Source organism: Candidatus Acidulodesulfobacterium sp. H_13 (assembly GCF_048541835.1).
Taxonomy (GTDB): domain Bacteria; phylum SZUA-79; class SZUA-79; order Acidulodesulfobacterales; family Acidulodesulfobacteraceae; genus QIJE01.
Window position 1 is genome coordinate 736,525 of sequence record NZ_JBLEOY010000001.1, and the last position, 12,203, is coordinate 748,727.

General features: G+C 38.1%; 16 protein-coding genes and 1 riboswitch. Of the genes, 1 reads left to right on the forward strand and 15 read right to left on the reverse strand.

From position 1 onward, the window contains the following. Positions 1 to 3: 3 nt before the first annotated feature. The 13 genes from hypD to ACMCNP_RS03645 all read right to left on the reverse strand — a co-directional run bounded on the left by hypD (position 4) and on the right by ACMCNP_RS03645 (position 10,168). Entirely contained in the window at positions 4 to 1,116 is a 1,113-nt protein-coding gene (gene hypD / locus ACMCNP_RS03585) for a hydrogenase formation protein HypD (protein WP_419313922.1), read from the reverse strand. 22 nt (positions 1,117 to 1,138) lie between these two features. Beyond that, positions 1,139 to 1,372 carry a HypC/HybG/HupF family hydrogenase formation chaperone gene (locus tag ACMCNP_RS03590; RefSeq protein WP_419313925.1) on the reverse strand — a complete coding sequence of 78 codons (234 nt, stop codon included), beginning with the start codon at positions 1,370 to 1,372 and terminating at the stop codon, positions 1,139 to 1,141. A 156-nt stretch (positions 1,373 to 1,528) separates the two neighbouring features. Then, complete coding sequence (locus ACMCNP_RS03595) at positions 1,529 to 1,915, reverse strand: sirohydrochlorin chelatase (protein ID WP_419313928.1); 387 nt, start codon at positions 1,913 to 1,915, stop codon at positions 1,529 to 1,531. A gap of 2 nt (positions 1,916 to 1,917) precedes the next feature. Continuing rightward, the gene (locus ACMCNP_RS03600) at positions 1,918 to 2,967 is read right to left on the reverse strand and encodes a HoxN/HupN/NixA family nickel/cobalt transporter (RefSeq protein ID WP_419313930.1); all 1,050 of its coding nucleotides are present in this window, start codon (positions 2,965 to 2,967) and stop codon (positions 1,918 to 1,920) included. A gap of 24 nt (positions 2,968 to 2,991) precedes the next feature. Next, positions 2,992 to 3,191: riboswitch (cobalamin riboswitch) on the reverse strand. Between the two features lie 110 nt (positions 3,192 to 3,301). Next, complete coding sequence (locus ACMCNP_RS03605; RefSeq protein WP_419313933.1) at positions 3,302 to 3,769, reverse strand: hypothetical protein; 468 nt, start codon at positions 3,767 to 3,769, stop codon at positions 3,302 to 3,304. Positions 3,770 to 3,929: 160 nt separating this feature from the next. Beyond that, a complete protein-coding gene (locus tag ACMCNP_RS03610) occupies positions 3,930 to 4,424 on the reverse strand; it encodes a hypothetical protein (RefSeq protein WP_419313935.1) in 495 nt (164 codons plus the stop codon). Between the two features lie 229 nt (positions 4,425 to 4,653). Further along, positions 4,654 to 5,316 carry a CDP-alcohol phosphatidyltransferase family protein gene (locus ACMCNP_RS03615; RefSeq protein ID WP_419313938.1) on the reverse strand — a complete coding sequence of 221 codons (663 nt, stop codon included), beginning with the start codon at positions 5,314 to 5,316 and terminating at the stop codon, positions 4,654 to 4,656. A 5-nt stretch (positions 5,317 to 5,321) separates the two neighbouring features. Beyond that, positions 5,322 to 6,428: a pyridoxal phosphate-dependent aminotransferase gene (locus tag ACMCNP_RS03620; protein WP_419313940.1), complete on the reverse strand. Its 1,107-nt coding sequence runs from the start codon at positions 6,426 to 6,428 to the stop codon at positions 5,322 to 5,324. Beyond that, positions 6,429 to 7,280, reverse strand: coding sequence for a phosphocholine cytidylyltransferase family protein (locus ACMCNP_RS03625; RefSeq protein WP_419313942.1), 852 nt, complete (start codon positions 7,278 to 7,280; stop codon positions 6,429 to 6,431). 334 nt (positions 7,281 to 7,614) lie between these two features. Continuing rightward, positions 7,615 to 7,770 (reverse strand): hypothetical protein, encoded by a 156-nt coding sequence (locus ACMCNP_RS03630; RefSeq protein ID WP_419313945.1) that lies wholly within the window; start codon positions 7,768 to 7,770, stop codon positions 7,615 to 7,617. 139 nt (positions 7,771 to 7,909) lie between these two features. Beyond that, entirely contained in the window at positions 7,910 to 8,329 is a 420-nt protein-coding gene (locus ACMCNP_RS03635; protein ID WP_419313948.1) for a hypothetical protein, read from the reverse strand. A gap of 99 nt (positions 8,330 to 8,428) precedes the next feature. Then, complete coding sequence (locus tag ACMCNP_RS03640) at positions 8,429 to 8,746, reverse strand: hypothetical protein (RefSeq protein WP_419313950.1); 318 nt, start codon at positions 8,744 to 8,746, stop codon at positions 8,429 to 8,431. 12 nt (positions 8,747 to 8,758) lie between these two features. After that, a complete protein-coding gene (locus ACMCNP_RS03645; protein ID WP_419313952.1) occupies positions 8,759 to 10,168 on the reverse strand; it encodes a TldD/PmbA family protein in 1,410 nt (469 codons plus the stop codon). 128 nt (positions 10,169 to 10,296) lie between these two features. On the opposite strand from ACMCNP_RS03645, the gene alr reads away from it, so the two are divergent. Next, a complete protein-coding gene (gene alr, locus ACMCNP_RS03650) occupies positions 10,297 to 11,430 on the forward strand; it encodes an alanine racemase (protein WP_419313955.1) in 1,134 nt (377 codons plus the stop codon). Here the strand turns inward: alr and ACMCNP_RS03655 are convergent. Both ACMCNP_RS03655 and greA read right to left on the reverse strand, forming a co-directional pair. After that, positions 11,427 to 11,657: a NifU family protein gene (locus ACMCNP_RS03655; protein WP_419313958.1), complete on the reverse strand. Its 231-nt coding sequence runs from the start codon at positions 11,655 to 11,657 to the stop codon at positions 11,427 to 11,429. The genes alr and ACMCNP_RS03655 overlap by 4 nt on opposite strands. A 55-nt stretch (positions 11,658 to 11,712) precedes the next feature. Continuing rightward, positions 11,713 to 12,198, reverse strand: coding sequence for a transcription elongation factor GreA (gene greA, locus ACMCNP_RS03660; protein WP_419313961.1), 486 nt, complete (start codon positions 12,196 to 12,198; stop codon positions 11,713 to 11,715). Between the last annotated feature and the right edge of the window lie 5 nt (positions 12,199 to 12,203).

Consider the following 12,203-nt stretch of genomic DNA (forward strand, 5'->3'; position numbering starts at 1 on the left):
GGATTAAAAATTACGATATTTATAATACGCTGAGCATGCCCCTTCGCTGGAAACCATGCACGCCCCCACCGGATTTTCAGGAATACAAACCTTGCCGAATAGGGGGCAGTCAACCGGTTTTAGTTTTCCCCTAAGTATTTCTCCGCATTTGCAACCTGTATTTTCTTTGAAATCTCCATTTAATTCTAACGCTTTCAATTTATCAGCAAAAACATATTCTGCATCAAAATATTCAAACTTATCCCTTAATCTTAAACCACTTTTTGCAATATTGCCAAAACCCCTCCATTCAAACTCGTCTCTTACCCTGAAATATTTATTGACTAAATCTTGAGCCTTTTTATTACCCTCTTCCTTAACTACTCTTTTATATGCAATTTCCACCGACGGGTTATTGTCGTTAATCTGCCTGACTATCAAAAGCGTTCCGCTTAAAATGTCATATGGTTCAAATCCGGAAATAACCGCCGATTTTTTGTATTTTTGCGCAATATCACTATAAATACCGCTTCCGGTGATAACGCTTACATGACCCGGACAAATAAATCCGTCTATTAAACTGTCATTTGAATCCAAAATAGCGTTTATCGGCGGAGGAACAAGGACGTGGTTAATATAAAAAAATACATTCTCTATTTTTTTTGTTATTACTTCCTCAAGAAGCGCCGCAGTCATAGGTGTCGTGGTTTCGAACCCGATTGCGAAAAAAACAATCTTTTTATTCTTATTGCTCTTATCCCCTGCTATTTTTATAATATCAAGCGGGGAATATATCATTCTAATATCTTTCCCCTTAGCCCTTTCTTTTATGAGGGAACTATTTGTTCCGGGAACCCTCATCATATCCCCGTAAGCTACAAGTATGACGTCGGGCAAACCAGCAATGCAGATGGCCGCGTCTATTCTTTTTATCGGCATAACACAAACGGGGCAACCCGGACCGTGAAGAAAGTTTACTTTGTCTTTGATTAGGGCATTTAATCCATATTTCATGATAGAATGGGTATGCCCGCCGCATATCTCCATTATATTTATTGTTTCTTTAGCCTCGTTGTTTATTAAAAAAACCAGGCGTTCTATATCGTTTTTTTGCCTAAAAGAGGAATATATGCTCATTCTTACCCGCTCTAGCCGATTTTTAACCCATGTTCATTTTATTTTCTATTTCTTTAAATAAACCGAGGCTCTCCATCGCCTCTTTTTCGTCTATTTTTTGCATCGCATAGCCTACATGAATAAGTAAATATTCGCCGACATTGACCCGTTCTTCCAAGAGCATAGTAGAAACAAGCCTTTTGGAACCCATGGTATCGACTATGACGGTGCTGTCGTCTTTTATTTCTATGACTTTAGACGGGATTGCAAGGCACATATGGTTTTAACTAAGTATAAATTAAGTTATTTGTCTACTATTCTATCCTGTTCGTCTATAAAATTCAATGTATATTAGATCTACATGGCTACAAGGATTATTACGGGAAGGGAAGCGGACCGGACGGAGAGGATTTATCCCCTCCCCCTAGAACCATCATCCGTGAGATGATGGCCGTTTAACCGCCATTATTCTTTCTATTGCGAGTTCGCTTAATTTTTCGTCTATTCCTAAGTAATCTCCATATTTAATATTGACATTAGGATATTTAACCGAAAATTCTTTTAGAATATTCGGAATATCACGAGATACATGATTTCCCGAATATAAAAAATAGGGTATGACATAGATTAAATTGGAACCGCCGTTAGCGGCATTTTCTAATGCATCATTTATATTTGGTTCGGCAAATTCTAAAAAAGCACATTCCATATATTCATCAGGAAATTTAGGCTTTATTATCTTTACGATACTTCTAAGAATATCGTTGGCCTCAATTCTTCTCGAACCGTGACCGAGCAATATAATAGTCTCCCGACTCATTTTTATTCATCCCCCTCTATGTCTAATTCACTTCCGCCATATCTTGATTCAACCTTAGCGAACTTATATACGCCTAACGATAAAAGCCATGCCGACGCAAGTATGACCGCTATCATTCCTCCCAGCACCGCGAAAGAAAGGTGATTAAGGAAATCCCAAGGCTCTCCGGTTAAATTAAATTTCATGCCTACGACCTGAAGCCATTCTATCGTTCCTATACAAAACGCTAAGAAAATAGAAATGCTTGTGATGGATATATTATAAAAAATCTTCCTTATCGGATTTAAAAATGCCCAGCTATAAGCAAACTGCATTACTACACCGTCCGTTGAATCTAATAATACCATGGCGGATGAAAATACCATCGGTAGTATCAAAACATCTATCAGCGGCCTGCCGTTAGCGGCAAATATTGCCGACATTGAAAGTATTGCAACTTCCGTTGCCGTATCGAAACCTATGCCAAATAGTATGCCGACGAAAAACATATGCCAGCTCGACGTTATAAGCTTCATTACTCCGCCGAAAAAACGAAACATAAAGCCTCTCTTTAAAAGCTCGGCTTCCATCGCCTTGTTGTCGGCATTCCTGTATTTTCTTACCACCTTTATTATGCTTATAAGGATAAGCAGGTTCATAAACGCGATTATGTATAAAAATAAAGCGGATACCCCCGTCCCAAGCATATCACCTATGCCACCCAACACGGGATATTTTTTGATTATAAACTCCCCTAAAATGACGGTTATTACCGTTAAAGTGAAAATAGAAAGCGAATGACCGAGGGAAAAGAAAAACCCGACTCCGACCGGTTTTTTGCCGTCGTTCATCAATTTTCTGGTGGTATTATCTATCGCGGCAATATGGTCTGCATCCATCGCATGCTTTAAACCGAAAAAAAAGGCAAGCGAACCTAAGCCCAACAGGGCAGGAAAAACCCTTGACCGATCAATTAAAATAATAATGGAAATTACAACGAAAGAGATTAAAAACGCATAGAGAAGAATGAGTCTTCGTTTGAAACTCGACAAATTAAAAAGGCGTGAAAACATAATTAGACCTCCCGCTAATTAAAGTTATTAGTATCTTAAAAAGCAGGTCTTCCGGCTTAAACATGTAAAACATTCCGCCTTCCCGGCAATTATACGACTTACCAGTGGCAAATTCGGAATATTCTATATAACGGATAATAAAAAAACCGTTATAAGTTATTACGGCTGCGGGAACAGCACGGGATTCTCACCCGTTTCCCTTAAACTTTTAAGATAAAATTTAAATAAGCTATTTGCTTAGTTTTTCAAGGTTATCATTAAAAATATAAAAAGTCAAACGATAAAACATTTGCTGAATTACCCTTCCTCGTTAGGTTCCGCGAGGGCTGAGTCTTTAGCAATTTATAACTTTCGGAGAGGCAGCGTATCTTTTTAATTTAGTCCTTGCCCACCTAATATTTGGATTATATTTCAACCCTTTCCTAAGGACGTCTATGGCTAAATGTATATCCCCAAGTTTGCATAAAATTACCCCCATGCGCGCATATGCCATAGCAAAATGCGGTTCTACGACGATAGCTTTTTCGAAATGTCGAACGGCAAAATAATAATACCCGCCCTTTATTGCGCCAAGGGCTTTATGATACTGAAATTCGGCGATTTTGGCATTGAGCCGAATCGACATCTTCACCATTTTTGCCGACATATTCGGCATATTTTTCGCCATTTTAGCCATTTTAGTTGCCATAGTCGGCGCCTTTACCGTCTTCGCCGCCATAGAATATTTTGGAAATATGGCTAAAGATAACATCGCAGTTAATGCCAAGGCAATGAAAAATATCCCTTTTTTAAACTTATTCATTTAATACCCCCGTTTCAAAAATTATTAATCATGCCTCTAATTATATCTGAGCCGTTAACTTTGTCAACACATTTTTAGTATCGGGCAACCGGATTAATCGTTATTATAAAGTATTCGGTATCTTTATAAAACAGGTTGTCTTAATTATGGGAAGATTATATTAAATCTTCGGCCATGCCATAAAAACCGTACCGGTATCTTTATACAAAAATATAAAGAACCCTACCGTGATCGCCACGGACAAGTAAAAAACTATTTTGCTGACGCTAAACGGACTTGCCGCCTTGCAATCGCATGTTTCACCATTGGACATATCGATATCTCCCTTGCCGAGAGAATAAACGCCTTTTTTTGACGATATTTTCGGCGATATATAAAGAAAGTAAAAAGATAAAAGGACACCGATAATATCCAAGATTAAAAAATAATTTCTATAAGGCACGATACCCTTTAAAAAAGATACCGTGGATCCAAGAAAACCCCCTGTGCTTGCAGTTATCCCCAGTATGCTAAAGGTCAGAGGTCCCCAACAACAAACTCCGCCCAAAATCGAGAATAGGGCTGCAGTACCGGAGGATACATTAGAAACTGCAGCACCATTAGAGTCGACAACGTTTTTAACGTTTTTACGTTTAAAATAATTTTTTACGTTCATAAAGCCCCCCTGTTAATTTATTCATCATATACATAACCTTGCTCAATTATGGTATTTTACACCTTATACTTTAGTATAAGGTCAAGCTTTTTTATCCTGTTTAGAAGTGGAGGGGTATTATGATGAAAAACGGGGAACGAATACTTGATTTGAGTTTTTTGTATTATCGGGGCTAAATATCTCGTTAAACGGCAATTCGGGTCGATATCACACCGACCCTATTTAATTTTCAAATCCCGACATACTGCATCCAACTATATGCGACCGTTAACACTAAAGAGTAGAACAGGAGAACATAAAACCATCTTTCCGAAAATTTAGGCGTTTGTATAGGGGACAAATTAAGCACCATAAATGTCATCAACAACACATAAATAATTACCGAAAAAGCCAGATGGCTAAAAAGACCTTTAAACAAAAATACAAAAGCAAGGATAATAATATTGTTGTCTAATGCCAGACCCATATATGTCTTATTGTTAATCAGACCGAAAATATTAAAATAACTCAATCGTATAACACCGGCGGCAACTATAAGAAATGCCCCCGGCAAGAACCATGGATTGAATTTGCCGTAGCTTAAGAGAAAAACAGCGGGAAACACTCCGAAACTCACGATATCTATTAATGAATCAAGCTGATTCCCAAAGGCTCGATGATAGTCCGTCCGCCCCTTTATTCGGCGAGCAACTATTCCGTCGACCCAATCAAATACAACTGCCCATAGAACTCCAATCATCGCAATATAAAAATAGCCTAAAATAGCGTAATAAATACCAAGCACCGCACACAACAAGCCTATAAGCGATAGAATGTTTGGAAAATCTCCGGCAAAAAAAAGCATCGTCGGCTGACGAGGCTGTCTTGGTTTGGGACATGTCGTTATTTTCATAGCTCTTAATTTTTTAAGCCAATTACGTCAATCAAAGCCGTGACCATTTTGCGATTTTCTCCTTCAGTACGGCTGGCAATCCGAATATAACGATCGGAATCCGGTTGGGTTTTGCCCACACAGTCCTTTATATACATATTATGTTTAATAAACAACTCTTTCGTAACATCGGGAGCGCTTTGTGCATAATCGGGCAAGCGACAAAAAACAAAATTTGCATCAGGCTTAAAAACCGTCATCCCTTTTATACCGCAAAGTTTTTCATACAGACTATCCCTATCGTATCTGACTTGTTTGCAGCTTTCAAGAAATTCGTATTTGTAATCGGGTAAAAGCCGTAAAAATTCTTCTGCAAATCCATTAATATTCCAAATAGGTATTCTATTCCTCACGACTTCGGCAAATTTTAAATCGGCGGTTAACATATAGCCGATCCTAAGTCCGCCTATACCATAGGCCTTACTCATACTTTTAAAAATCACCATATTCGGATAATCTGCAATATCCCGTTCTATGCTTATTTTGTCGGGATTTTCCGCAAAATCTAAAAATGATTCATCTATAATCAGCATGCAGTCGTGAGATTCGAGTTTTTTTGCAAGCCAAACGAGGTCGGACTTGGGAACCAACATTGACGTCGGATTGTTGGGCGTTATCACTACGGCCATATCGGCCTTTACCCGAAACGCTTCATCGGCAAATTTTTCTACGCACAACCGAAAAGACGGAAAATCAAGCGGAAATTCAACTACCCGACGAGAAGGAGCGGCATTAGCATATTCATTAAAAGAAGGTACCGGAATAATCAACTTACCCGATATTTGTCCTGATACTATTTTTATTAATTCGGAAGCCCCGTTGCTCACAACGATCCTTTCAACAGGCTGATCAATTATTTTGCCGATAAGCCCGGCAAGGGCATCCTGCGCCACCGGATAATTTAGAACAATGTTGTGAATTTGCTCTTTAAAACTTGCGAAAATAGCTTCCGGCGGGAAATATAGGTTATATAAATAGGCGTGATCGATAAAATTATGCCGATAATAACCACCGTGTTGAGTAGAAATGAATCTGTATTTTTCAGATTGAGCCCCATAATTATTTTGCGACATCTATGATTCCTGTCTTTTTTCTGGAGATATCGCAACGTTAACAGACGATTGCATATCAAAAATATCAAGATGCAAAAGGGTATCGTTTTCTGCAGTCACATAATTATTTAACGGAAATAGCTTCTCGGCCTCTGCTAAGTCTTTAATAGTGTCTATTTCATACCATGGCTTACCGTTAAAAAAAACTATTTTAAAAGAGAGGTCGCCGTTAGCAATCATTTCCGCAAATACGGTTTCGTAATAGCCGTTCACCTCACCGGCTAAAATATGCTTGTCCAATTTTTTTATGATACAGCGCCATGATGTATGTGAAATGCTGTAAATATTAACGGTCTTGTATTTGACCTCACCAAAGGAGTCTGCATTATACGCTAAAAATCTTCTAACCCGTTGGGATTTGATCGTAATGCATGTCCCGTTCATCCAGGGTTGCAACTTTGCAACGGCTATCTTATCGGGATACCGCATGGCGTCTAAGAGTGATTCGTCAAAAACGAGATCGCTTTCAAGCAATAGAAACGGCTCATCGATAACCTTGCGCGCCATCCAGAGAGAATAAATATTATTAGTAGTCTTGTATAACGGGCTAAAAATATACTCAATTTCCACGTTACCTATTCGATGTCCCAGAAAATCCCTGATATGCCTTTCCATGTATCCCGTAACCACGACTAATCTTTTGAAGCCGTGACGGTTAAGATTGGAAATTAGTCGTTCGAGTATTGACATGCCGTTAACTATGGTTAAACATTTAGGAGCATTTTGCGTCAATGGATAAAGACGACTGCCTGTGCCTGCCGCGAGAAGTAATGCTGTAGTAACATGTTCTTCATGATGAGAATTGTGTTCCATAATTTATATCCTTTTCCTAATTGTGCAATGCCTCTCGATGACCTATTCCAAATGTCTGTCGGTTGTGCCGAACAATAAGCAGTCTTATGACATGGCGTTATCTTGCCTACTTTGTATATCTATATAGTATGATTTAATTAATTTATATATTTTATCATAATATCTTTAGAAAGTATATAAGGTTGCAGATATATTTTACTATTCTATTTCTTTCGTACCCCGTATCATGGTTGTTCTTATAGTTTATGCGCCTATCTCGTCCTTATTAAGATAATTTGAGTACAGCAAGTGCTATTATGCCCTTAATGCATTTTATTTTACCGTCTAAGAAAAGTTATCCCTCAATAATATAACCGTTAAGAATACCGGCAGTGGCAAGATTTATAGTTATCTTTTTAAACAGATAACCAAAACCATAGTTTTGTATCACAACACTACCCTCGCACTTGGCCTCTTCAGTGAAAACGTCGGGCAGTCCTGCGATCATCATCCCGAATATGCCAATACCTCTACATCTATCAAAATTATTTTTCCTACGCGCTGATGCTGCTTTCGTATAAAAGTCACTACAAAAATATTATTGAGGGTGTGTTGATGAACGGTTAAACTTTTATTAAAATTTGATGAAATCATACCTTCCAACCCTTATCTGATGCAAGTTTTTGCAAATCAGGCAGGATACATGCTATATTTTTTATATCGCTCAGTAAATGCGCCGCAGCAACATAATCGAAAATACCGTCGTAAAATTCTTTAAAATCGCTTATTATATCCATAACGCCTTCAAAATTAGTCCCGGGCAGAAATAAATATATGAAACCGTTTTTAACGCAGATGATATCGGAATCCCTCAATACGCCGCAGAGAGTTTTTGTAAAATCATCTGCATATTCTTTTGTATTTAAATTAATATTTAAAATTGCAAGCGATATAAAATCGACGGATTCTATCTCTTCGGCAAGAGTCAGCTCTTTTTTTATCCTTTTCATATTTGAAATAGAGTGTTCTACGACCGTTTCTAAATATTCGAACGGAATAATTTTAGCCATTTTTTCGTACCCCCGCCTAATTTTACCATATATACTTGTTTTACAATTATACTACATTTCCAAAAAAGAAATGAGCAGAAAGGCTTTTTTGCCGTATCTCTATTTTTTATGCGAGTCTTTTGCTGCGGGAAGCGACGACGCCGTCTTCACGGTTACGGGAACATTAAGCGACTTTACGCCTGAAAGATTATGTTTTTTAGGAAATATGATAGGTCTGATTCCGGTTCCCTGAAGTTGTTTGTTTCGGATTAATGTAAACGATTCTCCAAAATAATAAAGCTTGATGGAACCGTACAAAAATAAAATAACGAATATTAAAACAACGGCATATTTTACAAAAGAAACGATCCGATTTTTTTTAATTCTGCGTCTATTGAACGTCTTCTGATACGATTTCCAGTCTTTTACTCTTTCCATTCTAAAATTATTTTAATTCTTACCACCTACTATTATTGAAGGAATTCTTAACGTAGGCTGGGCATCGGATACCGGGACCCCTTGCCCGTCCTTACCGCATGTTCCGATACCGAATCCTAAATCGTTACCGACCATATCTATGTTTTTTAATACCTCGGGACCGTTTCCCATAAGTGTCGCACCACTAACGGCTTCACCTATAACACCCCCCTTTATAGTATAACCCTCCATGACATCGAACACAAAATCTCCGGTAACCGTGTTTACTTGACCCCCACCCATTTTCCTAACGAAAATGCCGTCACTTACGCTTTTTATAATGTCTTCGGGGTCGGATTCACCTTTAGCAATCATCGTATTCGACATTCTTACTATAGGCGGATGCTCATACGATTGCCTTCTACCGTTACCGGTAAGCCCGTAGCCGTATTTTATAAGAGACAATCTATCGGACATATATCTTTTTAGAACTCCGTTTTCCACAAGCACGTTTCTATCCGAACATGTTCCTTCGTCGTCAAATCTGTAAAAACCTCTTTTCCCCACTAAAGAAGAATCGTCTATAACAGTTATCAATTTTGACGCTATCCGTTCTCCTATTTTGTCGGAATATACGCTCAAACCGTTGCCTGCAATATCCGCTTCTAATCCGTGTCCGATCGCCTCATGTATCATCGTTCCTCCGGCCTCATTAGATAACACGACGGGCATCGTCCCCGAAGGAGCAAAGGGAGCGTCAAGCTGAGTTAATGCTCTATTTAATGCCTCTTTTGCAATATCTTCCGGAGTATTTTTATCAAAAAATTCGAAACCGGTAAACCCTCCTGCCACTTCATAACCAACCTCCGCTCTATTCCCGTTGGACACCACGACATGAGCGAGAAATACTATATTTTCCCTGATATCCTTTACGAAATCGCCCAATGAATTCACTATTACGACATCCTGCTTATAATCGACGTAAGTAATATTAACCTGAACGACTCTTTTATCAAAATTCCATGAGTAATCGACAACGGGCTTTATTTTGCTTAATTTTTCATCGATAGAAACGTCGGCAACGTCTTTTGTTATGCTAAAATCCGTTTTAGGTTTCTTTTCGTTAAAATTTAAGGGCTTAAAAACCGTATTGCCGTTACCCCTCTTATCCGCATCGTTGCGCGCCGCTTCTCTCAAATCTCCGGCAATTTGTATCAATTTTTTTTCTTCTAAATTGTTAGTATAGGCATAATATGTTTTATTATTGGAAATAAGCCTTAGGCCTACCCCCTGAACTGCACCGTTAATAGCCTTTTCAAGCCTCTTGCCCTCATTCGACAATAGGGTGGAAACCTTAGATTCTATAAATATATCTATAAAATCATCTTTATTCAAATAAGCATTTTTAAGAATCCCCTCAAAATTTAAATCGGTTATCGTCATTTTTATCCCCTATCGCCCCTAAATTAATTATCATAATAAAAGTACATGATATCAAAAACACCGGCTTCAGACAAGTATAAACGCTCCTGAATATCCTAAAATTGACTTTTACCGGCTTTTTCCTTAAAATGAAAGTTATGCCCGATACTTCTCTATATATAAATCTGAGGGACCTAAAAAAAAACATTGATGCCGTAAAATCTCTTAAATCCGTCAAGAATAAAACCGTCATTGCTGTTATAAAATCTGACGCATACGGTCATGGGCTGATTCCGGTTGCAAAAACACTTTCAGATAACGGAATAAATTTTTTCGGAATTATTTATATGGAAGAAGCAGCGGCCATTCTTAAAAATATTCCGAAAGCTAAGCTCCTGCTCCTCCGCGGAGTTGCAGAATCAGATATAACCGAGGCTATAAACCTCAATTTAAGCATATCGGCGATAAGCTTGGAATATCTGCATATTCTTTTAAGCAAGGCAAAGATGCTTAAAAAATCCGTAAATATTCATATAAAATTCGATTCCGGAATGAATCGCTTAGGTTTAAGCGGCGACGAAATAAAATCCGCAATAAATATCATAAGGAAAAACAAAGATTTTATTAATACCGAGGGTTTTTTTAGCCATCTGTCATCAGCCGGAAATGACACGGAATACACTAATTTCCAATTAGCCAACTATAAAAAAACCCTGTCTTTATTCCATAGCGAAGGCATTAAGCCTTTATATGCCCATATAAGCGCCAGTTCATCACTGCTAAACGATAAAATAGACGAAGACTATTCAAATGCGGTAAGACCCGGCATTTCTATCTACGGAATAAACCCTAATATAAACTATACCGGATATTCTCATATTAACCTTAATCCGCTTATGACCGTAGAATCTTCCGTTATGCAGATTAAAAAAGTTAAAAAGGGTGCATTTATCTCTTATAACAACACATACAGAGCAAATAACGATATGATTATCGCAATTGTTCCCGCAGGCTACGACAACGGCATTCCAAGACTATTATCCAACAAGGGAAGATTTTTAATAAATGATAAATTTGCAAAAATTACAGGCATTGTAACAATGAATACAACAATGATAGACGTAACAAAAATAGAAGGAGTAAAACCGGGCAGCAGAGTAATAATCGCGGGAAAAGACGCTTCAAACGAAATCACTCCACAAGAAATAGCGCAACTTGCTCAAACCATTCCTTACGAAATATGCCTTAATTTTGGAAAATCCAATAAAAAAATTTACCGTTAAACTGCGTTTACTTCTTTAACTCCCGGCACACGTTCTTTAAGTAAACGTTCTATTCCGCCCTTAAGAGTCATCATGGAGCCCATGCAGCCGGCGCATGCCCCTTTAAGCTTAACGTTAATCGTTCCGTCTTCAAGAATATCGACTAATTCTACGTCTCCTCCGTCAAACTGCAACGAGGGCCTAATCTCATCTATAACCTTCATTACCTGATCCCTGTCTAAAGCCATTATAATCTCCCTTTTTTCTTATAATATATTATGTGCGTATGCGTTCATTTTACCATTAAGCATATTTAATGTCAAGGATTTCGAACTCTCTAACCCCGTTAGGAACTTTAATAGTTACTTCGTCTCCTACACATTTTCCTATAAGCGCCTTGGCGATTGGAGAACTTATCGAGATTTTACCGTTTTTTATACTGGATTCCGTGTCTCCGACTATTTGATACGAGACCTCCTTGTCGCTATTTAAATCTAACAAACTTACCTTTGCGCCGAATACAACCTTCTCTTCACAAATCTTAGCCACGTCGATAACCTGAGCACGAGCAATTTTATCCTCCAGCTCTAAAATCTTCCCCTGTAGAAAACCCTGTTTTTCCTTTGCCGAGTGATATTCCGCATTTTCCGATAAATCTCCGTGCGCAATAGCTTCTTCTATTGCTTTAATATTTGCCGGTCTTTCGACGGACTTTAACCTTTTCAGATCTTTAATCATATTACTATAGCCTTCTTTTGTAATATAAAAAATCTTTTCATCAAGTACCAAAACCT